The organism is Nocardia anaemiae NBRC 100462, from assembly GCF_001612725.1.
In the GTDB taxonomy this organism is placed as follows: Bacteria; Actinomycetota; Actinomycetes; order Mycobacteriales; family Mycobacteriaceae; genus Nocardia; species Nocardia anaemiae.
Genome location: NZ_BDAZ01000014.1, coordinates 131629 through 156983 on the forward strand (window position 1 = coordinate 131629; position 25355 = coordinate 156983).

Here is a 25355-nt window from a genome sequence, read left to right on the forward strand (position 1 = left end):
GAGTAGCTTACGAAGCGTGGATCGGGACGCTGTCGAGAAATGGGTCGCTGGTTATGAACGGGCCTGGCGGGCGCCGGGTACCGCGATGCTCGGGGAGTTGTTCGCCCGCGATGTCGAATATCTGGTGTCGCCGTGGGCGGAACCCATTGTCGGTCTCGAACCGCTCGGGGTGTTCTGGGAGGCCGAGCGCAGCGGGCCGGACGAGCCGTTCACAATGGCAGCCGAGGTTGTCGCGGTGCAGGATTCGACCGCGGTGGTCCGGGTGAGCGTGGAGTATCGGTGGGATACGTTGTCGCGCTGGCGGGATCTGTGGGTTTTGCGGTTCGACTCCGAAGGTCGCTGCGACCGATTCGAGGAATGGCCGTTCGCGCCCGAACAGGCCGACGGGCACTAGCTACCAGGATTCGTTGGAGTTCAGCGCGGTCAGCAGCAGGCGGATCGCGGCGACGCGGCGTTCCTTGCCGGGCAAGGTATCCAGCGCACATTCGGGATCCGCGGGGGGACCGAGATGGGTGCAGCCGCGGGGGCAATCCTCGATGGCGGCGGCCAGATCGGTGAAGGCGGCGATGACATCGTCGGGCGTGATGTGGGCCAGCCCGAAGGACCGGACACCGGGTGTGTCGATGACCCAGCCGCTCTGCGGCAGCGGTATGGCGACGGATTGGGTGGAGGTGTGTTTGCCCTTGCCCACCCCCGAGACCTCGCCGACCGCCCGAGCCGCCTCGGGCACAAGGCGATTCACCAGCGTGGATTTGCCGACGCCGGAGTGGCCGATGAAGGCGGTGAGTCGGTCGGTGAGCAGGTCGAGGACCGGTTCGATCGGGTCGTCGATGCCGCCGTAGATGATGGCGAGGTCGAGATCGTCGAAGGCGGCGGCGAATTCGGATTCGGCGGCCAGATCGTGTTTGGTCAAACACAGAATCGGTTGCAGCCCACCGGCATACGCGGCGACCATGGCGCGTTCGACGAAACCGGTGCGTGGCGGCGGATCGGCGAGGGCGACCACGATGAACAGTTGTTCGGCATTACCGACGACGATCCGTTCGAAGGGATCGGTGTCATCGGCGGTGCGGCGCAGGACGGTTCGGCGTTCGCCGACGCGAACGATGCGGGCGAGGGTATCGGCCTTGCCGGACAGATCGCCGACCACGTCGACCCGATCGCCGACCACGATCGGCGTTCGGCCCAGTTCCCTGGCCCGCATGGCGACGATCAGCTTGTCCGGATCGCCGCCGAGCACGCAACCCCAGCGCCCGCGGTCCACCGAAACGACCATGGCCGATTCCGCATCATTGTGCTGCGGACGGGTTTTCGTGCGTGGACGAGAGGATTTGCCCGGGCGCACCCGGACATCCGACTCGTCGTAGTCGCGTCGTCTCAGCGGGCCGCTCCCTGATCGGTGAGTGTGGGATCGAGCATCTGCTCCCACAGGCCGACGAATCCGGGCAGCGTCTTGGCCGTGGTGCCGATATCCTCGATCGCCACGCCGGGCACCCGAAGTCCGAGAATCGCACCGGCCGTCGCCATTCGGTGGTCGGCATAGGAATGCCAGTTGCCGCCGTGCAGCGGTGCCGGGGTGATCTCGAGTCCGTCCTCGGTCTCGGTGACATTGCCGCCGAGCCGGTTGATCTCGGTGGACAGGGCCGCGAGCCGATCGGTCTCGTGCCCGCGCAGATGTGCGATACCGCGCAGCCAGGACGGCGAATCCGCAAGTGCCGCAAGGGCGGCCACGGTCGGGGTCAACTCGCCGACATCATGCAGATCGATATCGATACCGGCCAGGCGCTCCGGACCGCGCACGGTCAGCACGCCATCGAACCGGGTGACCTCCGCGCCCATGCGCACCAGGATCTCCCGGATCACATCGCCGGGCTGGGTGGTCAGGCGGGGCCAGTGCGGGATGCGGACCTCGCCGCCGGTTATCGCGGCCGCCGCCAGGAAAGGCGTGGCATTGGACAGATCCGGTTCCACATCCCAGTTCACCGCGCGAATCGGGCCGGGGGCGACCGTCCAGGTCTGGGCCTTGCGGCTATCGGCGGGGGCCTCAACGGCGACCTCGGCGCGCCGCAGCATCTCCACCGTCATCTCGATATGCGGCATCGAGGGCAGCGCCTTGCCGTCGTGATGCACCACGATGCCCTCGTCGAACCGGGCAGCCGACAGCAGCAATCCGGAGACGAACTGGGACGATCCGGAGGCATCAATGGTGACCGAGCCGCCGCGCAGCGCACCCTTGCCGTGCACGGTGAACGGCAGTGCGTCGCCCTCGATATCCGCGCCGATCCGGCGCAGCGCATCCAGGATGGTGCCGAGTGGGCGGACCCGGGCCTGCTCGTCACCATCGAAGGCGACGTCGCCGGTGGCCAGTGCCGCGACCGGCGGCAGGAACCGCATGACAGTACCGGCCAAGCCGCAGTCGACGGTGCTGCCGTGCAGTGGCGCGGGTGTCACGGTCAGCGTTTCGGCGTCACCCTCGATCCGTGCGCCCAATGCGCACAGGGCGCCGATCATGAGTTCGGTATCGCGGCTGCGCAGCGCGCCGGAGATGGTCGAGGGACCCTCGGCGAGCGCGGCCAGGATCAAGGCCCGATTCGTGATCGATTTCGATCCGGGCAGGGTCACGGTCGCGTGCACGGGGACATCGACATGGGGCGCTGGCCAGAAACTCACCCGTCCATCTTCACCCATCGCGTCACCGGACACACAGGCAGTCACCGAACTGCCACCGATATCGCAGGCGTCACCAGCCACACCGGCCTCGAATAATCGCACTACATACGCGCATTCGCGACCAATGCGTATCTGTGGTGACAACCGAGCGTGCCGTCGCAGATCAAGGTGTGGTGGCTGCCGATCGGGCGCACCCAGCCCGCTCGTACGCGACGAGCGGGCGCGTGGTGGCGGTGGCTACTTGTGGCGTCCGTGCAGGATCGGGACCAGGCGGCGCAGCAGCTTCATGGTGGACTGGGTCCGCGAGTAGCTGAGCAGCGCCATGCCGGGAATCGCGAAGCGCTGCACCGCGATCGAATGCGGCCGGGAGAATTCGCGCAGACCTGGCTCGCCGTGGATGCGCCCGATTCCGGAATCACCGACACCGCCGAAGGGCAGGCCGGCGATGGCGGCGAAGCCGAGCACCGAGTTCACCGAGGTCGCGCCGACGCGCAGCCGACGGGCGATCTCCAGGCCGTTCTTCTTCGAGTAGACCGCCGAGGCCAGGCCGTACTTGGACTTGTTCGCCAGTTCGACCGCCTCGTCGATGCCGTTCACCGTCCGAATGGTGACGGTCGGGCCGAAGGTCTCCTCGGCCACCGCCTCGGAGTTCTCGTCCACATCGACCAGCACGATCGGCTCGATGAACGGACCCTTGACCGACTCCGGCCCGCCGAGCACCGCGGTGCCGCCGTTCTTCAGCGCGTCATCGATATGGCGACGCACGATATCGATCTGGCTTGGCATGGTCATCGGACCGTAGGCCGCATCGGCGCCCGAGCCGGGCTTGACATCTTTCAGGATGCGCTTGACCTCGGCGACGAAGTCGTCGCGCACCGAGCGGTCCACATAGACCCGTTCCACACCGGCGCAGGTCTGGCCGCTATTGGCGGTGGCGCCCCAGGCGACCGCATCGGCCGCAGCCTTGATATCGGCATCGCCCGCGACGATCACCGCATCCTTACCACCGCATTCCAGCAATACCGGAGTCAGCGATTCGGCGGCGGCGGCCATGATCTTCTTGCCGGTCGCGGTGGAGCCGGTGAACGCGATCTTGTCCACCCCGGCTTGGACCAGCGCGGCGCCGGTCGCGCCGTAACCATTGACGGTCTCGAAGACGCCTTCGGGCAGCTCCGGATTGGCCTTCTTGAATGCGTCGGAGAGGAAATTGCCGATGCCGGTGGAGAATTCGCTCGGCTTGAAGACCACGGTATTGCCCGCGGCCAGGGCGTAGGCGATGGAGCCGTTCGGGGTGTAGACCGGGTAGTTCCACGGGCCGATCACGCCGACGACACCGAGCGGACGCTGCTCCAATCGCGCGGAGAAGTTCGCCATGAACGCGCCGGGTGCGACCTTCTTCGGCGACAGCACCTTCTTGGCATTCTTGGCCGCCCAGGCGATGTGCTCGAGCGCGAGCATCAGCTCCAGGAATGCGTCGTCGAGTGGTTTGCCGTTCTCCTTGTGGATGAGCGCGGTGAACTCCTCGGAGTCCGCGACCAGCTGGCTCGACCAGCGCAGCAGATATTTGCGCCGCTCGTCGAAGGTCAGGGCACCCCAGGCGGCGGCGGCGGTACGGGCCTTGGCGACCGCGGCGCGCACCGCGTCCGCATCGGCGATGGTATGGGTGGCAATGACCTCTCCAGTGGCCGGATCGACCGATTTCAACGCCGTTTCCGGTGCCGTTGGGGTGGTCTCGATGGTTGTCACGGTGGGTCTCTCTCCTCTTGCCGAGATAAGTTAACGGCCATTCTCTGAGATGATGCTATGTCACAACTCTCAGCAGGTCACCCCTGCCGTCAATTCTTCCCGAGTCTGTCGGCGCCGCGTGCAAGTATCGAGATATGTGCGGCAGATATGCGACAACTACCGATCCGGGTCGGCTCGCCGCCGAACTGGACGCCATCGACGAGACGCCGCCCGATAACAACGGCGGTTCCCCCAACTACAACGTCGCACCGACCACCCAGGTGCTGACCGTGGTCGAGCGGCATGAACACGACCAACCGGACGACGACCCCAAGCTACGCATCCGGCGAATGCGCTGGGGGCTGATCCCGGTCTGGACCAAGGCCGCGGAACCGGGCGTACCGGTCAAGGGCAAACCGCTGTTCAATGCCCGCGCGGATAAGGCCGCGACCACGCCGTCGTTTCGCGATGCGGTGAAGTATCGCCGCTGTCTGGTCCCGATGGACGGCTGGTACGAGTGGTTGGTGGAACCGGATGCCGGGGCCAAGGGCAAGGTCGCCAAACATCCGTACTTCATGTCGAATGCCGATGGCTCGCGGCTGTATATGGCCGGGTTGTGGTCGGTATGGCGGGACCGTTCGCAGCAGGAGAGCGAGCCCCTGCTGTCGTGCACAATCCTGACCACCGACGCCGTCGGCGAGCTGACCCGCATTCACGACCGGATGCCGCTGCCCATGCCGCAGCAGCACTGGGCGGCATGGCTGGATCCGGATCATCCGGCACCGGCCACGCTGCTCGAGACGCCGAGCGCCGAATCGGTGGCGGGCATTGTGGCGCGTCCGGTATCGACACTGGTCAACAGCGTGCGCAATAACGGTCCGGAACTGTTGGAACCGTTGGACACTCGGGCCGGTACGGAAAAGGCCGGGCAGATCAGCTTGCTGTGATCGCCCGGCCCGTCGAGGGATAACTCAGAGTTGGCACTTCACGCTGTCGGTCACGATATTCAGCGCGCACTTGGCGATACCGCCGCCCAGGTCGATGACCTTGCGAGCGACGCCGCCGCCCAAGTCGATGACCTTGCCGGCGACGCCGCCGCCCAACTTCTCGGCCTTGTCGGCCTTCTCATCTTTCGTCGGGGTGTTGTTCTTCTTCGGCCCGTCATCGTGGACATGCTCATCGAACGGGAAGTCGTTGACGTCGATCACCAGGGGGCTGCTGGGTGCGGCGGTGGCCGTAGGCGCTAGCAGCGCCACCGGGCCGTTGGTGAGCGGGAGAACTGCGAACAGTGTGACGATCACGGTGCTGCACAATCGCTGGCGCGTGGACATTTCGCATCACATCCTCGAGTCGGACGATCTGGGCCCGTTCAGTAACGCACAAATGTTGCTGGCTTGGTACGGATTTATACGGATGTGACTGGTGCGGTTACCGCATCGGTGAGTCGGATCAGGTCCGCGGGCGCGAGTTCGATCTCGAGACCCCGCCGCCCCGCACTGCAAAGCATGCGGTCCAAGGCCAATGCCGAGGCATCGACCACGGTGGGCAGCAGCTTGCGCTGGCCGAGTGGGGAGATGCCGCCGAGTACGTAACCGGTGATTCGCTCGGCCCTCGCCTTATCCGCCATGGCCGCCTTGGGCGCGCCGAGTGCCGCGGCGGCGGCCTTGAGCGACAAGGTATTCGGAACCGGCAGTACCGCGACCGCCAGCGCGCCGGTCGACAACTCGATCACCAGCGTCTTGAAAATCTGCGCCGCGCTCACCCCCACCTCGGCGGCGAGCGCGTCGACCGCCTCGGTGCCGTAGGACTCGGCGCGCGGATCGTGCTTGTACACGTGCACGCGATGGGACACACCGGCCTTGGCCAGCGTGCGGATCGCCGGGGTCGAGGCTCCTGCCATGCCGGTCACCCTAATGCCGGTCGGCAAGGGGTTTTCGGTGCGGGGAGTTCGCAATGGGAACACAGTCGGGCGCGGACATGTTGCATGCGATACGAAAGCCGCACGGCGGCTGTAGGACGTGAAGGAGAGGTCGGTGCCCGTTCTGCTCGACGAACGCCCGGTGACATCGCCGTCTGATGTGCGATTCCCACTCGATCTGGTCGCGCCTGTAGATTTGGCAGGTACGGCGATCGAAGGGATTGGTGTGACGAGCGACGATGACGTGGTGACCGACGGTGCGGTCGGCGCCGCGGTCGACGATGCCGAGCTGGTGCAGCGGTTCGAGCGCGACGCGCTCCCGTTGCTCGACCAGCTCTACGGTGCGGCGCTGCGCATGACCCGAAATCCGGCCGATGCCGAGGATTTGGTGCAGGAAACCTACGTCAAGGCGTTCCAGGGCTTCAAATCCTTCAAGGAGGGCACCAATCTGCGTGCCTGGCTCTACCGGATCCTGACCAACACCTACATCAACTCCTACCGCAAGAAGCAGCGTCAGCCCGCGCAGTATCCGACCGACGAGATCACCGACTGGCAGCTCGCCGCCACCGCCGAGCACACCTCGACCGGCCTGCGTTCGGCCGAGGTCGAGGCGTTGGACGCGCTGCCGGACGACGACATCAAGGCCGCACTTCAGGAGCTGCCGGAGGAATTCCGGATGGCGGTGTACTACGCGGACGTCGAGGGTTTTCCATATAAGGAAATCGCCGACATCATGGGCACCCCCATCGGTACGGTGATGTCCCGGCTGCATCGTGGCCGCAAGCAGCTCAAAGGATTGCTCGCCGATGTGGCGCGCGAACGTGGATTCAACCGCAACGGCGCGGAACGCCAGGAGGTCAAGCAGTGAGTACGGAGCGTGACCCCGATATGGAGTTGGACTGCACGGCTGTGCTCGCCGACGTCTGGCTCATGCTCGACGGTGAATGTGACGATGCCACTCGGGCCCGGCTGCAGCACCATATGGACCACTGCTCGCCGTGCATCGAGGCCTATGGCATCGAGGAGAAGATCAAGAGCCTGTTGAGTCGCAAGTGCGGGGGCGATCGGGCACCGGATTCGCTGCGCGATCGGCTGACCCTGGAGCTGCGCCGATCCGTCACGGTGACGCGAGTCGAGACCACCGAGTAGTTCCGGAGACAGAAAAAACACCGAGTGCCGTACGAAACATCTTGGCCCTCGGTGTTTTCGTCTGTTTACGGCTCAGGCGTTAGGACGCTTGCCGTGGTTGGCCGCGCTTCCCTTGCGGCTGCGCTTCTTACGACCACGCTTACCCATAGGTAGTCTCCCTTCTGATCGAAGGTCATTGTTTCATGTGTGGTTGGCTGTAGCTTCAGCGGATACGGGCGAACGAGTGGATGGGGTGTCATGGCGGAGGAAGTGCTCTCGGAGCTGGTGTCGGTCGTGCAGCAGGTTGTCGTTGCCGAGGGCGACGAGGTGCGCGAGGGTGACACCCTGGTGATCCTCGAGTCGATGAAAATGGAGATCCCGGTGCTCGCCGAGAGCGGTGGCACGGTGACCTCGATCGGCGTCAAAGAGGGCGATGCGATCAAGGCCGGGCACCTGATCGCCGTCATCTCTTAACTTCTGAAGCGGGTAGATCGAAAATGGCGACACTGAGTGAGCTGCTGGCCGAACACACCGACCTACCCGGCGTCGCCGTGGACCATCTGCAGCGGGTGGTCGGCGATTGGCAGCTGCTGGCCGATCTGTCCTTCGCGGATCTGCTGCTGTGGGTCGGTGCGGGACCGATCGTCGACGGCGCGGATATCGTCTGCGTCGCGCAGTGTCGCCCGACGACCGCGCCCACGGTACATCCGGAGGATCGGGTCGGCAAAACCGCCTCGCAGACCGATCATCCGCAGGTCTTCGACGCGCTGATGACCGGCAAGATCGTGCGCGCGGACAGCGATATCGAGGCCGAGGGCGTCTACCATCCGCATCCGGTGCACGCCATCCGCGAGGCCATTCCGGTGCGCTGCGGTGACGATGTCATCGCGGTGCTCAGCCGCGATACCGATCTGCAGCGCTCGCGGGTGCGCAGCACGCTGGAGATCGCCTATGTCGCCTGCGCCGACGATCTGTGCCAGATGATCGCCGACGGCACCTTCCCGACCACCGAGGACCGCGCCGCGACGCACTCCAGTCCGCGCGCGGGTGACGGCTTCATCCGGCTCGATACCGAGGGCATCGTTGTCTACGCCAGTCCGAACGCGCTGTCGGCGTATCACCGGATGGGGTTGCAGTCGGATCTGGCCGGTCAGGATCTGGCCGTCACCACCCGATCGCTGATCACCGATCCGTTCGACGCCCAGGAGGTCGTCGGCGATATCCAGGCCGCCCTGGCCGGCCGAACCGGGCGCCGCATGGAGGTCGAGGCCCGCGGCGCCACCGTGCTGCTGCGCACCCTGGTGCTGCGCCCGCACGGTGAACTGGCCGGGGCGGCGGTGCTGGTCCGCGACGTCACCGAGGTCAAGCGCCGCGACCGCGCGTTGCTCAGCAAGGATGCGACCATCCGGGAGATCCACCACCGGGTGAAGAACAATCTGCAGACTGTCGCCGCGCTGCTGCGGTTGCAGGCGCGCCGAACCGAGAACGAGGAGGCGCAGGTCGCGCTGACCGAATCGGTGCGCCGGGTCACCTCCATCGCCTCGGTGCACGAAATGCTGTCCATGTCGGTGGACGAAGAGGTCGATCTCGACGAGGTGGTGGACCGGCTGCTGCCGATCATGGCCGATGTCGCGACCGTGCACACCGCGAGAATCAAAGTGCGCCGGGCGGGTTCGCTCGGCGTGTTCTCCGCCGAACGCGCCACTCCGCTGGTGATGGTGCTGACCGAACTGGTGCAGAACGCCATCGAGCATGCCTTCGATTCCGGCGAAAACGGCACGGTGACAATCCGTTCCGAGCGTTCCGCGCGCTGGTTGGACGTGATCATCAGCGACGACGGCCGCGGCCTCCCGCCGGGTTTCAGCCTGGAATCCTCCGACCGGCTCGGCCTGCAGATCGTGCGCACCCTGGTCACCGCCGAACTCGGCGGCTCCATCGGCCTGCACCCCGGCGCCGATATCGGCACCGACGCGGTGCTGCGCGTCCCATTGGGCCGCCGCTCCGGGCGCTAGTCGAATTCGCCTGGCAAGCAATAAGACTCAGCTTCCACGCCTAGCTGACCACAGCGGAGCGAGTCTTACGAGCGACCCGTTCGCGGCCCGTCTCGCGTCCGAGTGGTCGAAGCGCATGCGCCGCAGGCGCGAGTCTCGGCCACTCGGACGCGAGACATCCAGGGGCCGCGAACACGCGGCGCCGCAGGCGCCGCAATCAGATACGGGCACAAAATAGCCCGGCACCTGAGTGCCGGGCTTGGCTGCGTTACCGGGCCGGGCTGATAGGTCCGGTAACGCCGGTCGTTCTACTAGACGACGGTGCGGGTGCGCGTGCGGGCGTTGCGACGTTTGAGCGCCCGACGCTCGTCCTCGCTCATACCACCCCACACGCCGGCGTCCTGCCCGGACTTCAGGGCCCAGGACAGGCAGTCAGCGGTAACGGGGCAGCGAGCGCAGACCAGCTTGGCATCGGCAATCTGCGCGAGCGCCGGACCACTGTTACCCACCGGGAAGAACAGCTCGGGGTCCTCATCGCGACAGATGGCCTTGTGGCGCCAGTCCATTCCTCTGCTCCTTTGCTGGGCGCCGCAAAGGGCGCCTACGGTTTGTGGATCGTTCACTTGTGCGACTCGAATGTTTCCGCACGGTTGCTTGTGAATGCTTTCACGAACACCGTAGATGTCAATAGGTATCCGGTGCACCGTGGGGAAGCTCACGCTCTCAAGGAACCCCTAGGGGAACCTGCCCGGTCCTTTGTACTCGCTCTACCCGGTTTTCGCAGCACAACACCGAGTTTTTTCGCGCGTTTCGTGCTCATTTCGGGCGGGGGGCGATGACATCGAGTACGTCCGGCACGGCTGTGAAATCCACCATGTTGCGTTTTCCGATGAAGTCGCCATCGATTTGCAGGCCGATGGGCTCGCTGGCCTCGATATGCACGGACGGCACATCGTCCTCGCGAAACAGGTTGCGGGACTTGGGATTTCCATTGGCCGCGAGAAGCTGCCTGGCGAGCAGCAGGGTGGAGACCACCGACATCGACCGCACGGCAAACACACCGAGACCGGTTTCGAAGGCCGTTCCCGGGTTGGTGTGCACCGGGGTGGCGTTCAGATAGGTCCACGGGCTGGCGTTCGTTACGAAGGCGTAATGGACCTCACTGACGGGTTCGAAGCCCGGGATCTCGATCCGGACGCTCGGCTCCTTGCGCTTCGACTTGAAGAACTGTCGGACAGTCGTGCGGACGTAGCGACCGGGGGTAGCGGCATGGCCGTTGGCGCGGCTGTTGTCGATCGCCTCGCACACATCGGCGTCCAGGCCGACGCCCGCGCTGAAGCCGAACCAGCGATCATCGGCGAGACCGAGACCGATTCTGCGGTCGTGGTCGAGGGTGAGCAGATCGATGAGCTGGTTGGTAGCGGTCACCGGATCCGGGGAGATGCCGAGGGCGCGTGCGAATACATTCGCCGATCCGCCCGGGATCACTCCGAGGCGTGGCAGCCAGGCCTGTCCGTCGTCGACCTGAGGCAGCGGCAGATAGCCGTTGATGGTTTCGTTCACCGTCCCATCGCCGCCGTGCACCACGATCAGGTCCATCTCGTTGGTCGCTGCCCACTGCGCCAATTCCGCCGCGTGGCCGCGGTGCTGGGTATGCGCGACGGTCAGCTGAGTCCGGCTCTCCAACGCGTGCGCCAGCAGGTCTCGCGTCGCTGGCGTCGTCGAGGTGGCATTCGGGTTCACGATCAGCAACGTCCGCACCTTCGCAGCCTAATCGGCGCACGGCCCGGTCCGAAAAGCCGCCGAGTGCGTTCTAGGCTTGGCCCCGTGGCGGACAGCGGTGAAGACGAGGTTTCGGCGGGTGTGCCCGCGACGGTGCGCGGTGCGGGCGGATTGGTCGCGCTCGAGGGTGCGGTGGCCGTGGTCGTGGCGATCGTATTGATCGTGCGCGGCCTGCTCGGACACGATCAGAGTGCCGCCAGCGGATACGGCACGGCCGCGTGGTTCGGCATTCTCGGCGGCGCGGTGCTGGCAGCCGGGATCGGACTTTTTCTCGGGCACCGGTGGGGGCGGGCCATCGCCGTGATCGCACAGGTGCTGCTGCTTCCGGTGACCTGGTCGCTGCTGACCGATTCGCATCAGCCGGTGCTCGGCGCGCTGCTCGGCATTGTCGTAGTCGGCGCACTGGTGCTGCTGTTCGCGCCCGCGTCGAATCGCTGGATGGCCGAGATCTACGGGATCGAACCGGAATCGAAGTAGCCGGGATCAGGCGATGGCGGCCCGTAGTGCCTGACGGCACAGGTGATCGGCCTGCCGGGTGGTTTCCGGCTGACGGTAGCGCGGGGTGAGCGCGAGCACCTGGCCGCAGGCGGTGTCCAGGTCGATGAGATGACCGACCGAGACGAAGACCGGTTTGACGCCGCGACGGGTGCGCAACGCGCGCCCGACGACTTCGCCGTCCATCGTGATATCGCTGACTGCGCCGCGTTCCGGGCCGGGCTCACGGTAGTCACCCCATGGCGCCTTGGCCACGCCGATTGTCGGTGTGCCCGTGCGGATTCCGACGTGGCAGGCCAAGCCGAAGCGGCGTGGATGCGCGAGTCCCTGTCCGTCGCAGATCAGCAGATCCGGTGTGGTATCGAGCTTTTCGAGTGCGACAAGGGTGATCGGCAGTTCGCGGAAGGACAGTAGGCCCGGCACGTAGGGGAAGGTGACCGTGCCGTGCGCGACTGCGGTATCGACGGGATGCAGTGTGGCACTGTCCAATACGACGGCGGCCGCGGCGGCGACCCCGGTTTCGTCATCGTAGGCGGAGTCGAGTCCGGCGATGGTGCGGAAGTGCGGAGGGCGCGGATCGGCCGCGATCACCAATGGCCGCAACGCATCCTGGATGGCCATGGCCTCGTCCGCGGTGGTTGGCCAATCGTCGGGTGCGGTAACCCTCACTGGTTCACCAGGCTTCGGCGGCGAGCTTATCGATGGCCGCGCCGGTGAGCCGGTAGCCGACCCATTGGTCCTGTGGCTTGGCGTCGAGGGATTTGTAGAACTCGATGGCGGGCGTGTTCCAGGTCAGCACTGCCCAGTCGACCCGGCTGTAGCCATTGGCGGCGGCCTCCTCGGCGAGGGCGGCGAGCAGCGCCTTGCCGTAACCCTTGCCGCGGGTCTCCGGTTTGACGTACAGGTCCTCCAGGTAGATGCCGTGTACGCCGGTCCAGGTGGAGTAGTTCAGGAACCAGATCGCACAGCCGACCACGCCGGTCTCCTCCTCGACGACATGGGCGAAAACCGCGGGCGACGGCCCGAACAGTGCGGCGTCGAGCTGCTCGGTGGTGAGCGTGCACTCGGCGCGGGACTTCTCGTACTCGGCGAGATCCTGGACCAGGCCGACCATGGCGGGTACATCGGCGGAAGTGGCGCGGCGGATCTGGCCAGGTCGAGTCATAGTGCGGCTCCATGGTTTGCGGGAACTAGGTTGTGCGCCAGGATGGTTCGGTCGTCATGTTCGTAACCGAGCACGGTGATCGCGGCGGTCGACATCGCGAAGCGCCGCCCCTCCCGGATATCGAGTTCGACCCAGCGGGCGATCAGAGCCCGGGAGAAATGACCGTGGCCGACCAGCACGATATCCCGGTCCGGCAGTGCGGGCTCCACCGATGCCAACACCCGATCGGCGCGGGCGCTGACCTGTGCGGCCGTCTCGCCACCCGGTACGACTCCGGTCCAGATGGTCCAGCCGGGATCGTGCTCGCGGATCTCGACGGAGGTCCTGCCCTCGTAATCGCCGTAATCCCATTCGGCCAGATCGTCATCGATGACGGCTGTGGCGGCGCTGAGCCCCGCGAGTGCCGCCGTGCGGACAGCGCGTTGACGCGGACTGGTGAGCACCAGCGCGTCACGCAACTTCAACTCGCCGAGCAGTCCGCCCGCGGCGCGGGCCTGTTCCGCACCGCGCTCGGTGAGCGGCAGATCGGTGCGGCCGGTATGGCGCCGCTGGCTGGACCAGGTGGTTTCGCCGTGTCGGAGCAGGACCAGTCGGGCATCGTCACGTGCGGACATGGGTTCCATCATGGAGCACGGGTCCGACATCGCCAGGGACGGGCAGGCGCTAGCCGAGCGCGAAGATCTCTTCGCCGCGCTTTTCCAGCACGGTTGTACCGAGGACGGCGAGCGAGATGGGGGAGCCGTCATAGCCGGGGCGGGCCACCGGAATGCGCGACACTTCGGTGCCCGAGGTGGGATCGAGGACCGCGATGGCGCCGTCGACCGGTACGAGTAGTCGGCCAGCCATGAAGACGGGGCTGCCGAGTGCGCCGGGAGCGGCCCAGATCGGGTCGAAAGTACCCGCGTTCAAGGCGATCAGGCTGTTGCCGGTGAATACCAGGAACAGCGAACTGATCCGAGTGGTCGTCGTCTTATCGCTCAGCGGTGCGGAAAGTTGGTGCACCATAAGGGCGTTCCCGGTGCCGTCGAAGACCTCCAGCCGCGGCGATACCGCTTCGCCGGTCGCGGTGGCGGGCGTACCGGGCAGGTACAGCACGATTCGGTTGTCGGACACCGCGATTACCCGCCCGTCGGGGGAGTCCGCGCCGGAGCCGCTGAGCACATGCGAGCCGTACTCCTCGGGCACCGTGTTGTCCTTCGGCGCGGGATTGAGCACGGTCAGCCGGTTGGTCGGATCTTCGGGGCAGCGTTCGAGGACGGCGAGCCGGGTGGAGCTGGAACTCGACGAGATCAGCTTGCATCCCTTGCGCGGCTGGGTTTTCACGTTCACGGGTGCGTCGACGTAGCCGTATTCGAGGGTGCGCACCAGATCCGAGCGCCACATCTCCAGCCGCCGCGGGCCCTGGGCCAGCACATAGGTGCCGTCGACCGATAGCTGCACGGCCGGATCCATATAGCTGCTGCGCGCGGTTCGGCGCGAACCGTCCTCACCGGCCAGCAGCGTGGCCTGGCTGCAGCCGCGCTGATCCTTGTACACCGCGATCACCGTGCCGAACTGCGACTCCACGCCGCACAGGGGTAGGTCGCGCCGGTAGTGCCACACTTGCGCACCGGTGCGCGGATCGTGCCCGGTGACCGTGCCGTCCGCGCCCGTGACGACCGTGCCCGCGGCCACCAGCGCCCGGTTCGCCGCCGGATCGGGCGCATGCCACAGCTCGTGCAGACTGGTCGGAACCTGATCGGCCGCCGCCGGGGTGGAAACCGGATGTTCCGCCGTCACCGATTCGGTGCCCCTGGCATCACTGCGTGCCCACACCACCACGGCCGCGATCACCACGGCCACGGCGATCGCGACTGCGGAGATGATGTCGGCGCGCGTTCGCCGCTCGGGTGCGAGCACGTTTGCGAGACTACAACGTACCGCCGGGCCGATGCGATCGGTCTCACCGTGGACGCCCATCGACCGATGGCGGCAGACGATGCGGTCAATGGTGCTTACCTGCTGATACTTCCGCGTTCGACGACCCGTTGACGCCCGGCTGTGGAACATGCACCGGCACCGGAAGACGACACAGGCGCGCCTGTCCCTGACAGACACGCCTGCGTATCGACTATGCCGAAGCGGTCACAGTTTCGGGAGCGGTTTCCGCGGCCGCTTCGCCAGCTGGCTTGCGCCGACGGCGCCGACGGCGCGCGGGCTGTTCGGTGGTTTCGGCGTCATCGGCATCGCTGTCCGCCTCGGCGGTGACGTTCGCGTTGTCATTCGACTCGGCGCCGTTCTCCGTGCCGTTTTCGGCACCGCCGGACCTGCGCCGACGGCGGCGGCGACGGGCGGGCTTATCCGCCGTCTCGTCCTCGGTCGCGTCGTCGAGTGAGGTTGCGGCGTCATCGGTTTCGGCGTCGTCGGTCTCGATGACGTTGGTTTCACCGTCGATCGGCTGACCCGCGCGGGTGCGGCGACGATTGCGCTTGCGCGGGGCGCGGGCGGGCCGCTCGACCACCTCGGCGTCCTCATCGCGGACCGGCTTCGGCTTGCGGATGGTGCCGGTGACACCCTCCGGAATGCCGAGATCGGAGAACAGATGCGGGGAGCGTGAATACGTTTCGACCGGATCCGGGATGCCGAGGCCGAGAGCGGCGTCGATGGCGGCCCAGCGGTTCAGTTCATCCCAGTCGATCAGCGTCACCGCGACACCGGTGCGTCCGGCCCGGCCGGTGCGCCCGATCCGGTGCACGTAGGTCTTCTCGTCCTCCGGGCACTGATAGTTGATGACGTGGGTGACATCGTCGATATCGATGCCGCGCGCCGCCACATCGGTCGCGACCAGCACATCGATGGCGCCCTTGCGGAACTTGCCGAGCGCCTTCTCCCGGGCGATCTGTCCGAGGTCACCGTGCACGGCGCCGACGGCGAAGCCGCGGTCGGCCAGATCGTCGGCGACCTTCTGCGCGGTGCGCTTGGTTCGGGTGAAGATCATGGTCGCGCCGCGGCTCTCGGCCTGCAGCACCTTGGCGACCAGTTCGCTCTTGTCCAGTGCGTGCGCACGGTAGACGAACTGCGCGGTGCGATCGTGCACGGCCGAATCGTGCGGCTCCTCGGCGCGGATATGCGTCGGCCTGGTCAGGAAGGTGCGGGCCAGGGTGATGATCGGGCCCGGCATGGTGGCCGAGAAGAGCATGGTCTGACGCTGCGTCGGAACCATGCCGAGAATGCGTTCGATATCGGGTAGGAAGCCAAGATCCAGCATTTCGTCGGCCTCGTCCAGGACGAGTACACCGATCTTGCCGAGAATCAGATGGCCCTGATCGGCCAGATCCATGAGTCGGCCGGGGGTGCCGACGACGACGTCGACGCCGGAGCGCAGCGCGGCGATCTGGGATTCGTACGGGCGGCCGCCGTAGATCGAGAGCACGCGCAGCTGGCCCTGGTGGTTCTTCAGGTACTTGCTCGCGTTCTCCAGATCCTTTGTGACCTGGATGCAGAGTTCACGCGTCGGCACGATGATCAGTGCCCGCGGGGTGCCGTCCAGCGGGGTCGTCCCGGTGTCGGCGGTGGCGATCCGGTGCAGCAGTGGCACACCGAACCCGAAGGTCTTACCCATGCCCGTGCGGGCCTGACCGATCAGATCTTCACCGGCGAGCGCCAGCGGCAGGGTCAGTTCCTGAATTGCGAAAGTGCGTTCGATTCCGATCTCGCCGAGCGCTCGCACGATTTCATCGCGAACCCCCAATTCGGCGAATGTCGGAGCGGTGTGTGTTTCGTCCAGTTCGGCGGTCAGTAGCGTATCCGCCAGACCGGGTTCCTGTTCGACAGTGATCTTGCTCAGGTTCGTGCCTTTCCTCGTTATCGCGTCACGCGCGCACGAGGTGTGGGGCGGACCGGCTGGCCCGCGACAACCACATATCCGCCTGTGATACTCACCTCGGCCACTGGCCTGATGCCTGCGGGAGCTCGTCGTTTTCGGCGGCTGACCTCGGCAGATATCGGCGCGGCGCAAGGGTGATGCGGATCTGGTGCGCGCACATATTCCCGGACTTCGAAAACCTCGTCGGCGACACTCGGGCGACCGTACGATCCGGCGACTCGACGGACGTAAATTTCCGTTGTCCGCAGAGATTGTAGCGTGATAATGTGCATGGCTCGAATTTGGCGTAGCAACTGCTTGCGGGTCGCTCGAAACCGTCGGCCACGGTATTTCCGTACGAAATGCGCGGTTTCCATGTGTTGGCCGTCGACGTACGCTGCGCCACATGGCAATTCATCCGGCGCGTCGAATCTGGCACACTCTCGAACCCATCCACGATGTCGTGTATTTCGGCGCCGATGTCAAGCAGGCCGGAGTCGCCCTCGGACTGCGCGGTTTCTGGCAGACCTACTTCGCGTTCCGGGCCGCGCCGCTCGGGGCGGTGGGCGCGGGCACCGTACTGGCGACCTTCGCTGGATTCCATCCGGACACGGTGGCCAAGGCGGTGCCGGATGCCTGGGCCCGAACGACGCCGCAGGCATGTCTGCGGGCCCGGCTCGACTTCTCGGTCGGATTGCTGCGCGGGGCGGGAGCCGGTGACGCCGATTGCGCCCGTGCCGTCGAATTACTCGAACCGGTGTTGCGCACCGCCGATCCGACCGGGCGTCCGTTGTACGCGGCGAATGCGGAATTGCCGCTGTCCGACGATCCGGTGGCCGCGCTGTGGCAGCTCGCCACCACGTTGCGGGAACATCGCGGCGACGGCCATGTCGCGGCCCTTGTCGCCCATGGCCTGTCCGGATCGCAGGCGCTGGTGCTGCAGGTCGCGGCCGGTAAAGCGCCCGAATCGGTGATGCGACCCGCGCGTGGCTGGTCGGAGGGGGAATGGGCCGATATCGCCGACGAGTTGCGGGCCAGGGGTTTGATCGCGGGGGAGCCGATAAGTCCGGAATTGACCGGCTCCGGCGCCGAATTGCTAGAACGCGCGGAGGACGATACCGACGCGGCGGCCTGGAACGGCGCGTTGGCGGCGCTGTCGCAGGACGCCATCGCGGAGTTGACCTATGTGCTCGACCCGTTGGCGAAGCGCGTTCAGGAGAGCGTGGTGCCGCCGCTCAATCCGATCGGCATGACTCGGGACTGAGCGGTGCACGTTGCTCACAAATCGGGAGTTGCCTGTTACCGTCGGTAACGGGATATGAGACATTTGAGCGGTGAGTTTCACCGACACCGTCACCATCGCGGCACGCAATGCCTGGGCGCTGACCTTCGGCCATGGCGTCGAGGCACCGGATCCCGCACCGTCGACAGTGCTGTGGGACGAACCGCATCTGCAGCTGCGCCGCTTCGAGGGTAGCGGATCTGCCACGGCCGCAACGGATTCGGCGGTGCTGCTGGTGCCGCCGCTGGCCGCGCCCGCGAGCTGCTTCGATCTGCGTCCTGATCAGAGCCTGGCTCGATTCCTGCTGGAGACGGGCCGGGCGCCCTACGTCGTCGACTACGGCGAGATCACCTTCGCCGATCGACGGATGGGCTTCGAGACCTGGATCGATGACATCCTGCCCGAGGCGATCCTGCGCACCTGCGCCGATCGCGACGGCCGTCCGATCGATCTGGTCGGCTGGTCCATCGGCGGCACCCTGGCACTGCTGGCCGCGGCCGCGCACCCCGAACTGCCGATCCGCTCCATCACGGCGGTCGGTTCGCCGCTGGACTACGACAAGATGACCGGCATTCCGCAGGTTCGCGCGGTCGCCAAGCTGACCGGCGGCATCGCCACCTCGACGGCGGTGCGCGCGGCGGGCGGTATTCCGGCCACGCTGACCCGCATCGCCTACAAGGTCACCGCATGGGACCGCGAACTCACCCGGCCCTGGTTCGTCGTGAGCAATATCGCGCGCACCGAGACCCTGGCCAAGATGGAGTCCATCGACCGCTTCATGTCCGAGATGCCGGGCTATCCCGGACGCTTCTACGGTCAGTTGTGGGGCCGCCTGATCCTGAACAACGACATCGGTCGCGGTGTGGTGCAGCTCGGCGAGCGTCGCATCCGATTGGCCGAGGTGACCGCGCCCGTGCTGCTGGTGGGTGGACCCGCCGATGTCATCACCCCCGCCGCCGCGGTGGCGGCCGGACAGCGCATCCTCACCGGCGCGCAATCCGTGCGCTACGAAACCGCACCCGGCAGTCATCTCGGCATCCTCACCGGCGAAACAGCGCGTGAGACCACATGGACCTATCTCGACAAGTTCCTGTGCGAGCTGTCGGCGAACAACGACGCTCCCGGTGTTCGCCTGGATGACGGCGATATGTACCGGGATGACGGTGTCACGTAACAGACCCGGACTAGGCTGTGTCGACATGGGAGCACAGTCACCTGCAGCGGTAGGGGTTTCGTTGTCCGGCTCGTCCATTTCCGTCGACGAAACGGGCGTGATCGACCTGTTCGCGGTGCTCGCCTACGGTGAGATCTCCGCGTTCTACCGGCTGGCCGAGGAGGCCAAGCTGTCGCCGACACTGCGTGGCAAGGTGGCCGTCGCGAAGATGGCCGCCGCCGAGATGCGGCACTTCGAGACCCTGGAGTCCGCGCTGGCCGAACGCGGTGTTGATATCTTCGACGCGATGGCGCCGTTCGTGCGCGCCCTGGACGCCTACCACGACTCCACCGATCCCTCGACCTGGCTCGAGTCGATGGTGAAGTTCTATGTCGGTGACGGTATCGCCGCCGACTTCTACACCGAGATCGCCGGTGCCCTGTCTCCCGAGGTCGCCGCCGTGGTCCGCGATGTGCTCGCCGAGACCAGCCACTCCGAATTCGTGGTGGAGGAGGTGCGCCGCGCGGTCGCGACCAGCCGCTCCGAGCGCGACCGGCTGACGCTGTGGGGTCGACGACTGCTCGGTGAGGCGATCACCCAGGCGCAGTACGTCATGGCCCAGCGCGACGAACTCACCGAACTGGTGCTCGCCGCGACCGGTGACCTCAACGGCATCGCGGCGCTGTTCGAGCGCATGCAGGCCAGCCACGCCGAGCGCATGGCCGTCCTGGGAATCTGATTACTCGTTGACCGCGCGGACCAGTCGCAGGCCCGGCGATTGCGCCTGCGCCTGGTCGGTGAGCCAGACGACGATGCACTGATCCTTATCGGCGTTGAGCGCCTCGAACGGGATATCGATATGGCCGTACTCCGGGTGGTCGAACCGCATCGTGCCCGCGACCAGGTCGTCGATATGCTGCGGCTGCCAACGGCTTTCGAACTCCGGATAGGCCAGCAGCGCGTCGATCAGCTCGAGTAGGCGATCCTCGCCGGGCCAGCGGATCGTCGCACGGCGCAGCGCGGCCGAGAAAATATCGGCCATCTCGTCCCAGTTCCGCAGCACCTGCTTGGCGCGTGAATCCGCGAAGGTGAACCAGGCCAGATTCACGACCTCCGGATTGTCGAGCAGCCCAAGGGGTTTCGCGATGTTCTCCCAGGCCGGATTCCAGCCGAGCACATTGAGCCGCCGCCCGATCACGAAGGCCGGAGTGGGATGCAGTGCGCGCAGGATTGTCTCGATCGCGGGCGTCGGCTGCTCGGCCACGGATTCGGTGGTCGGGCAGCGGGATTCGTTGGTCGAGGTGAGCGCGAGCCAGCCGAAGTGATGGCGATCCTTACCCTCGATCAGCAATGCCTTCGCGAGCGCATCGATGACCGCCCCCGACGGATTGGTATCGCGGCCCTGCTCCAGCCTGGCCAGATAGTCGGCGCTCACACCGGCGCGCACCGCGACCTCTTCGCGGCGCAATCCCGGGGTGCGACGGCGACCGCCCTCGGGAAGTCCCACATCCGCCGGGCGCAACTGGGCGCGGCGCGCGATGAGGTATTCCGCGAACGGATTGGGTGCCATACGTTTCATCGTGCCCCGTCCTTGGATGGTTATCCGCGCCCTGACGGGTCCAGGATAACGGCGGTCTGGCTAGCGGACCACGGTCCGGTCATGGTCTATGGCATGACATCTTCCGCTGAATCCACCACCACCGCGCTCACCCCGGGGGCCTGGACCCTGGACCCGATGCACTCCCAGGTCGAATTCACCATCCGCCACCTGGGCATCTCCAAGGTCCGCGGCCGCTTCACAAAGTTCGAGACCGAATTCGTGGTCGACGACAAGGGCTTCGCCACCCTCGGTGCCACCATCTACCTCGACTCCTTCGATACCGGCAATGCCGATCGGGACAACCACGTCCGCACCGCCGACTTCCTCGACGTCGCCAACCGTCCCACCCTGAGCTTCCGCGCCGTCGAGCCGGTGCTGATCGCGGACTCGTTCGAGGTCGAGGGCGAGGCCACGCTCGGCGGGATCACCAAGCCGGTGACTCTCGATGTCGAGTGGGGCGGTATCCAGGAGTTCGCAGGGACCGGCGACCGGCATGCCGGTTTCTCCGCGACCGGCACCATCAAGCGCACCGATTTCGGTGTGGGCGGGCCACTGCCCGGCATGCTCAGCGATGCCGTCAAGGTGGAACTGGAAATCCAGCTCATCGAGCCCAAGTAGGTATATCCGCGATCGCCGACGACGTTCGCGACAGGCGAACGTCAGCCGCGTCGTCGGTCGACGGCGCTGTCGGATTCCGGGCGCGATCACTGATTTCCCAGGTACATGGGTAACTCGTCGGGTACGCCCAGAACTGGGAAGTTGTCCGTCCGCCGGTCGCCGACGTGGATTTTGTGGCTCTTAGTGGGCGCCTGAATATCCGGGGAGGCGGGGGAGCATTAGCCTTGATTTCGACAGCACACAGGACTCTAGGTTCGGAGGTTGGCCGTGGAGGTCAAGATCGGTATTTCGGATAGCCCGCGCGAGCTCGTGATCAACAGCGGGCAGACCCCGGACGAGGTCGAGGCGCTGGTGTCCGGTGCGCTGAGCGGCGAGGGCGGCGTCGTCGCGCTCACCGACGAGAAGGGCCGCAAGTTCCTGATCCAGGCCTCGAAGGTCGCCTACGTCGAGATCGGCGCCGCCACCGGCGGCCGGGTCGGCTTCGCGGCGGTCTGAGCCGAACCGCGGCACCACAGACGAGAGCCCCCGCGCTCGGGCGAGTGCGGGGGCTCTGTTGTCTGCTGGGTCAGTTGATCGGATGCAGCGGCACGTGCGACAGACCGCCCCACGCCAGCGCGACGGTGGTGTCGACCGCCTCTTCCTTCGGAATCGGCCGATCCGCCTCGAGCCAGTACCGTGCGGTGAACTGGCTGGTGCCGACCAGCCCGACCGCGAGGATCCTGGCCCGGTAGGGGTCCAAACCGGAATCGTGGGCGACCAGATCGAAGACCGCGTCCACACAGGCCTCGGTGGCCTGCTCGACCCGGCGCTGCACCTGCGGCTCGCTGATCAGATCGGATTCGAAAACCAGTCGGAAGCCTTGCATTTCGTTGTCCACGAAATCGAAGTAGGCCTGCACCGCGGCGCGTACGCGCTGCCGGTTGTCGGTGGTCGAGCGCAGCGCCTGGCGCACACTCGAGACCAGCATGTCGACGTAGTTCTGCAGCACCGCCAAATACAGTTCGAGCTTGCTGGCGAAGTGCTGATAGAGCACCGGCTTGCTCACTCCGGCGCATTGCGAGATCTCGTCCATGCCCGCGGCGTGGTAGCCGCGCTGGACGAACACCTCACTGGCGGCCGCTAGTAGCTGTTGACGACGCTCGTCGCGCGGAAGCCGGGTACCGCGCTTGGTCGGCGCCATGGCATCGGACGACATTCTGCGGGACGTCATCCGGTCCACGAGGTCAGTCATTTTTCGGCTCTCCCAGTCGATGCCCCGGCAATTGGGGTGTACACCGGGTATCCCATGAACGATACCCGGTTCTACCGCGTCTGCCGATCGGGGCCACCGATGCGGTCCACTCGGTGAGATATCTCGCAGCTGATCGGGTGCGGACAGGCACCGGAGGCGAGGCTATTGCGCCCTGTGAGACTCTGGTTGACGTGACCGACCGACCGGAAAGACCCCCCGGCGGCGGGCGCAGCACGCACCGCCGGGCTGGCTCCGCCGCGTCCGGTTCCGTAGTCTCGGGCTCTGTGGAAAGGCCAGCCCCCACCGGTTCGCCACCGCCGGATGAGAACGGTGTCGAGGTCTATGACCCGCTCGGCTTGTACGAACCACTGGTCGATCGTTCCTATCAACCGCTGCGGGCCCGCTGGGATCCCACCGCCCCCGACGAGAGTCGTTCCCGCGCACCGAGACCCGAGCGCGATACCAAAAAGCAGAGCGCAGTCGGTCGTTTCATCCGCACCTATGGTTGGCGTGCTTACGCACTTCCGGTTCTTTTCGTGGTGACCGTGCTGGTGATCGTGGACGCGGTGCGCGGGGGCACCGATCCGGCGAATATGGCAGGCGGGGCACCGGGATTCGGACGATTGAGTCCACACGCGGCATCCGCGGGCATCATCGGCGCACCGCCCGGCGACGGCCACTTCCCGACGAATCTGCCGACCGGCGCGCTGCCCGACGGCGGACCGTTCACCGAAAACGGCAGGGGCACATGGCATGTGGTGCCGGGGACCACCGGGCAGGTCGGCACCGGATCTGAATCCCAGTTCAAGTACACCGTCGAAATCGAGGACGGCGTGGACACTTCCGGTTTCGGCGGGGACGAATCCGTGGCCAAGCTGGTCGACAGCACCCTCGCCAATCCCAAGAGTTGGGCGCACGACAGCAAATTCGCCTTCCGGCGCATCGATCAGGGGCAGCCGGACTTCCGCATTTCGCTCGCCTCCCGCGAATCCTCCCGCAAGGCCTGCGGTTTCGATATTCCGATCGACTCCTCCTGCTTCAACGCCGATCTGCGCCGGGTGGTGCTTTCGGAGGTGCGCTGGGTGCGCGGCGCGCTGGCCTTCGAGGGCGATATCGGTTCCTATCGGCAATACCAGGTCAACCACGAGGTCGGCCATGCCATCGGCTATCACCAGCATCAGCCGTGCGAGACCGACGGCGGGCTCGCGCCGGTGATGATGCAGCAGACCTTCGGCACCAAGAACAACGACATCGCCGCCCTCGATCCGGACGGTGTGGTCCCGATGGACGGTAAGCGCTGTCGCTTCAACCCCTGGCCCTACCCACGCGGTTGATGGGCGCGCGACCCCGTCTATCGCCGCGGGTCGGGGCAGGGGACAATGGTCGGGAAGAACGGCCCGATTGTCGGTGTTGAGTAGTTAGGCGCTGAGCCACCACAGTGCGATCGGCCAATTGATTCGAGGAGCCCTGGACGTGTCATCACCGAAGTCCCTGCCGCCGCTGGTCGAACCGGCCGCGGAGCTGACCAAGGACGAGATCGCCCGCTACAGCCGTCATCTGATCATCCCGGACCTCGGGGTGGACGGGCAGAAACGGCTGAAGAACGCCAAGGTGCTGGTGATCGGCGCAGGCGGACTCGGCTCGCCCGCACTGCTCTATCTGGCGGCCGCCGGTGTCGGCACGCTCGGCATTGTCGAATTCGACGAGGTCGACGCCTCCAATCTGCAGCGCCAGATCATCCACGGTGAATCCGATATCGGCCGTCCGAAGGCCGATAGTGCGCGCGATTCCATCCTCGAGATCAACTCCGGCATCGACGTGCGGCTGCACAAGATCCGCCTGGAGCCGGAGAACGCCGTCGAGTTGTTCGCCGAATACGATCTGATCGTCGACGGCACCGATAACTTCGCCACCCGCTATCTGGTCAACGACGCCGCGGTGCTGGCGGGCAAGCCGTACGTCTGGGGCTCGATCTACCGCTTCGAGGGCCAGGTCTCGGTCTTCTGGGACGACGCACCGGACGGCCGCGGCATCAACTACCGCGACCTCTACCCCGAGGCGCCGCCGCCGGGCATGGTGCCCTCCTGCGCCGAGGGCGGTGTGCTCGGCGTGCTGTGCGCCTCCATCGGTTCGATCATGGTGACCGAGGCGATCAAGCTGATCACCGGCATCGGTGAGCCGCTGCTCGGGCGTCTCATGGTCTACGACGCACTGGACATGAACTACCGGACCATCAAGCTGCGCCGCGATCCGGAACGTCAGCCGATCACCGAACTGATCGACTACGAGGCGTTCTGCGGTGTGGTGTCCGAAGAGGGCCAGGCCGCGGCCGCTGGCTCGACCATCACCGCGCGCGAGCTCAAGGAACTGCTCGACGCGGGCAAGGAGATCGAGCTCATCGACGTGCGCGAGCCGGTCGAATGGGACATCGTGCACATCGAGGGCGCCAAGCTCATCCCGAAGGACCGGTTCCTCTCCGGTGAGGCGCTGTCGGATCTGCCGCAGAACCGGCCGATCGTCTTGCACTGCAAGACCGGTATCCGCTCGGCGGAGGTGCTCGCGGTGCTGAAGAACGCCGGTTTCTCCGACGCCTCGCACGTGCAGGGCGGCATCGTCGCCTGGGCGAATCAGGTCGACAAGTCACTGCCCGTCTACTAACTAGACCGGGTACTCACGCCGCGAGGTTCCTTCCTGACGTAACCACCACGGAGCGAGTCTTACGAGCGACCCGTTCGGCGGCCCGTCTCGCGTCC

General features: G+C 66.1%; 29 protein-coding genes. 14 read left to right on the plus strand and 15 right to left on the minus strand.

Annotated elements, in window-relative coordinates; translation table 11 throughout:
- Window positions 1-16: 16 nt before the first annotated feature.
- Window positions 17-394 (plus strand): hypothetical protein, encoded by a 378-nt coding sequence (locus NA5_RS42110; protein WP_084483996.1) that lies wholly within the window; start codon window positions 17-19, stop codon window positions 392-394.
- Here the strand turns inward: NA5_RS42110 and rsgA are convergent, their stop codons facing one another.
- From rsgA to NA5_RS09910, 3 genes are all read right to left on the minus strand, one after another.
- On the minus strand, window positions 395-1381 hold the full coding sequence (rsgA, locus tag NA5_RS09900) for a ribosome small subunit-dependent GTPase A (RefSeq protein ID WP_062984328.1): 987 nt from the start codon (window positions 1379-1381) through the stop codon (window positions 395-397).
- Window positions 1378-2688, minus strand: a complete 1311-nt coding sequence (gene aroA / locus NA5_RS09905) for a 3-phosphoshikimate 1-carboxyvinyltransferase (RefSeq protein WP_062984330.1) — start codon at window positions 2686-2688, stop codon at window positions 1378-1380. The genes rsgA and aroA overlap by 4 nt, the downstream gene beginning before the upstream one ends.
- Window positions 2689-2907: 219 nt before the next feature.
- A complete protein-coding gene (locus NA5_RS09910) occupies window positions 2908-4407 on the minus strand; it encodes an aldehyde dehydrogenase family protein (protein ID WP_157110313.1) in 1500 nt (499 codons plus the stop codon).
- Window positions 4408-4550: 143 nt separating this feature from the next.
- Here NA5_RS09910 and NA5_RS09915 point away from each other — a divergent pair, with 143 nt between their 5' ends.
- Window positions 4551-5342 carry an SOS response-associated peptidase gene (locus NA5_RS09915; RefSeq protein ID WP_062984259.1) on the plus strand — a complete coding sequence of 264 codons (792 nt, stop codon included), beginning with the start codon at window positions 4551-4553 and terminating at the stop codon, window positions 5340-5342.
- Window positions 5343-5366: 24 nt separating this feature from the next.
- Here the strand turns inward: NA5_RS09915 and NA5_RS09920 are convergent, their stop codons facing one another.
- Both NA5_RS09920 and ybaK read right to left on the minus strand, forming a co-directional pair.
- Window positions 5367-5696 carry a hypothetical protein gene (locus NA5_RS09920; RefSeq protein ID WP_218020070.1) on the minus strand — a complete coding sequence of 110 codons (330 nt, stop codon included), beginning with the start codon at window positions 5694-5696 and terminating at the stop codon, window positions 5367-5369.
- A 104-nt stretch (window positions 5697-5800) separates the two neighbouring features.
- Window positions 5801-6295 (minus strand): Cys-tRNA(Pro) deacylase, encoded by a 495-nt coding sequence (ybaK, locus tag NA5_RS09925; protein WP_062984332.1) that lies wholly within the window; start codon window positions 6293-6295, stop codon window positions 5801-5803.
- 244 nt (window positions 6296-6539) lie between these two features.
- On the opposite strand from ybaK, the gene NA5_RS09930 reads away from it, so the two are divergent.
- Window positions 6540-7181 (plus strand): sigma-70 family RNA polymerase sigma factor, encoded by a 642-nt coding sequence (locus tag NA5_RS09930; RefSeq protein ID WP_062984334.1) that lies wholly within the window; start codon window positions 6540-6542, stop codon window positions 7179-7181.
- 20 nt (window positions 7182-7201) lie between these two features.
- Window positions 7202-7462 (plus strand): mycothiol system anti-sigma-R factor, encoded by a 261-nt coding sequence (gene rsrA / locus NA5_RS09935; RefSeq protein ID WP_062984263.1) that lies wholly within the window; start codon window positions 7202-7204, stop codon window positions 7460-7462.
- A gap of 72 nt (window positions 7463-7534) precedes the next feature.
- Here rsrA and NA5_RS43155 read toward each other — a convergent pair whose 3' ends face one another.
- Entirely contained in the window at window positions 7535-7609 is a 75-nt protein-coding gene (locus tag NA5_RS43155; protein WP_095887907.1) for a 50S ribosomal protein bL37, read from the minus strand.
- Window positions 7610-7699: 90 nt separating this feature from the next.
- Between NA5_RS43155 and NA5_RS09940 the strand changes: the two genes are divergently transcribed.
- Window positions 7700-7915, plus strand: a complete 216-nt coding sequence (locus tag NA5_RS09940; protein ID WP_062984265.1) for a biotin/lipoyl-binding carrier protein — start codon at window positions 7700-7702, stop codon at window positions 7913-7915.
- Between the two features lie 23 nt (window positions 7916-7938).
- Complete coding sequence (locus NA5_RS09945) at window positions 7939-9453, plus strand: sensor histidine kinase (RefSeq protein WP_062984267.1); 1515 nt, start codon at window positions 7939-7941, stop codon at window positions 9451-9453.
- Between the two features lie 290 nt (window positions 9454-9743).
- Here NA5_RS09945 and NA5_RS09950 read toward each other — a convergent pair whose 3' ends face one another.
- Complete coding sequence (locus tag NA5_RS09950; protein ID WP_011211115.1) at window positions 9744-9998, minus strand: WhiB family transcriptional regulator; 255 nt, start codon at window positions 9996-9998, stop codon at window positions 9744-9746.
- 250 nt (window positions 9999-10248) lie between these two features.
- Complete coding sequence (locus NA5_RS09955) at window positions 10249-11193, minus strand: diacylglycerol/lipid kinase family protein (protein WP_062984269.1); 945 nt, start codon at window positions 11191-11193, stop codon at window positions 10249-10251.
- A 66-nt stretch (window positions 11194-11259) separates the two neighbouring features.
- Between NA5_RS09955 and NA5_RS09960 the strand changes: the two genes are divergently transcribed.
- Window positions 11260-11691: a hypothetical protein gene (locus NA5_RS09960; RefSeq protein ID WP_062984271.1), complete on the plus strand. Its 432-nt coding sequence runs from the start codon at window positions 11260-11262 to the stop codon at window positions 11689-11691.
- A gap of 6 nt (window positions 11692-11697) precedes the next feature.
- Here NA5_RS09960 and NA5_RS09965 read toward each other — a convergent pair whose 3' ends face one another.
- The 5 genes from NA5_RS09965 to NA5_RS09985 all read right to left on the minus strand — a co-directional run bounded on the left by NA5_RS09965 (window position 11698) and on the right by NA5_RS09985 (window position 16721).
- Window positions 11698-12378 (minus strand): endonuclease V, encoded by a 681-nt coding sequence (locus NA5_RS09965; protein WP_245672174.1) that lies wholly within the window; start codon window positions 12376-12378, stop codon window positions 11698-11700.
- Between the two features lie 4 nt (window positions 12379-12382).
- The gene (locus NA5_RS09970; RefSeq protein WP_062984273.1) at window positions 12383-12874 is read right to left on the minus strand and encodes a GNAT family N-acetyltransferase; all 492 of its coding nucleotides are present in this window, start codon (window positions 12872-12874) and stop codon (window positions 12383-12385) included.
- Window positions 12871-13488 carry an acid phosphatase gene (locus tag NA5_RS09975; RefSeq protein ID WP_245672175.1) on the minus strand — a complete coding sequence of 206 codons (618 nt, stop codon included), beginning with the start codon at window positions 13486-13488 and terminating at the stop codon, window positions 12871-12873. The genes NA5_RS09970 and NA5_RS09975 overlap by 4 nt, the downstream gene beginning before the upstream one ends.
- A gap of 49 nt (window positions 13489-13537) precedes the next feature.
- The gene (locus NA5_RS09980; RefSeq protein WP_062984338.1) at window positions 13538-14773 is read right to left on the minus strand and encodes an Rv3212 family protein; all 1236 of its coding nucleotides are present in this window, start codon (window positions 14771-14773) and stop codon (window positions 13538-13540) included.
- 211 nt (window positions 14774-14984) lie between these two features.
- Window positions 14985-16721 carry a DEAD/DEAH box helicase gene (locus tag NA5_RS09985; RefSeq protein ID WP_062984340.1) on the minus strand — a complete coding sequence of 579 codons (1737 nt, stop codon included), beginning with the start codon at window positions 16719-16721 and terminating at the stop codon, window positions 14985-14987.
- Window positions 16722-17124: 403 nt separating this feature from the next.
- On the opposite strand from NA5_RS09985, the gene NA5_RS09990 reads away from it, so the two are divergent.
- The 3 genes from NA5_RS09990 to NA5_RS10000 all read left to right on the plus strand — a co-directional run bounded on the left by NA5_RS09990 (window position 17125) and on the right by NA5_RS10000 (window position 19892).
- Complete coding sequence (locus tag NA5_RS09990) at window positions 17125-17982, plus strand: SCO6745 family protein (protein WP_062984276.1); 858 nt, start codon at window positions 17125-17127, stop codon at window positions 17980-17982.
- Between the two features lie 70 nt (window positions 17983-18052).
- Complete coding sequence (locus tag NA5_RS09995; protein ID WP_062984278.1) at window positions 18053-19174, plus strand: alpha/beta fold hydrolase; 1122 nt, start codon at window positions 18053-18055, stop codon at window positions 19172-19174.
- A 25-nt stretch (window positions 19175-19199) separates the two neighbouring features.
- Window positions 19200-19892, plus strand: coding sequence for a ferritin-like fold-containing protein (locus NA5_RS10000; RefSeq protein WP_062984280.1), 693 nt, complete (start codon window positions 19200-19202; stop codon window positions 19890-19892).
- Here the strand turns inward: NA5_RS10000 and NA5_RS10005 are convergent, their stop codons facing one another.
- Complete coding sequence (locus tag NA5_RS10005; protein WP_062984282.1) at window positions 19893-20723, minus strand: helix-turn-helix transcriptional regulator; 831 nt, start codon at window positions 20721-20723, stop codon at window positions 19893-19895. It lies immediately after the preceding gene.
- A gap of 102 nt (window positions 20724-20825) precedes the next feature.
- Here NA5_RS10005 and NA5_RS10010 point away from each other — a divergent pair, with 102 nt between their 5' ends.
- On the plus strand, window positions 20826-21371 hold the full coding sequence (locus NA5_RS10010; protein WP_062984342.1) for a YceI family protein: 546 nt from the start codon (window positions 20826-20828) through the stop codon (window positions 21369-21371).
- A gap of 267 nt (window positions 21372-21638) precedes the next feature.
- Entirely contained in the window at window positions 21639-21866 is a 228-nt protein-coding gene (locus NA5_RS10015) for a DUF3107 domain-containing protein (RefSeq protein ID WP_062984284.1), read from the plus strand.
- A gap of 70 nt (window positions 21867-21936) precedes the next feature.
- Here the strand turns inward: NA5_RS10015 and fasR are convergent, their stop codons facing one another.
- Window positions 21937-22602 (minus strand): HTH-type transcriptional activator FasR, encoded by a 666-nt coding sequence (fasR, locus tag NA5_RS10020; RefSeq protein WP_062984291.1) that lies wholly within the window; start codon window positions 22600-22602, stop codon window positions 21937-21939.
- Window positions 22603-22766: 164 nt separating this feature from the next.
- Here fasR and NA5_RS10025 point away from each other — a divergent pair, with 164 nt between their 5' ends.
- Window positions 22767-23936 carry a DUF3152 domain-containing protein gene (locus tag NA5_RS10025; protein WP_174555220.1) on the plus strand — a complete coding sequence of 390 codons (1170 nt, stop codon included), beginning with the start codon at window positions 22767-22769 and terminating at the stop codon, window positions 23934-23936.
- A 139-nt stretch (window positions 23937-24075) separates the two neighbouring features.
- A complete protein-coding gene (gene moeZ, locus NA5_RS10030) occupies window positions 24076-25260 on the plus strand; it encodes an adenylyltransferase/sulfurtransferase MoeZ (RefSeq protein ID WP_062984293.1) in 1185 nt (394 codons plus the stop codon).
- Window positions 25261-25355: the final 95 nt, after the last annotated feature.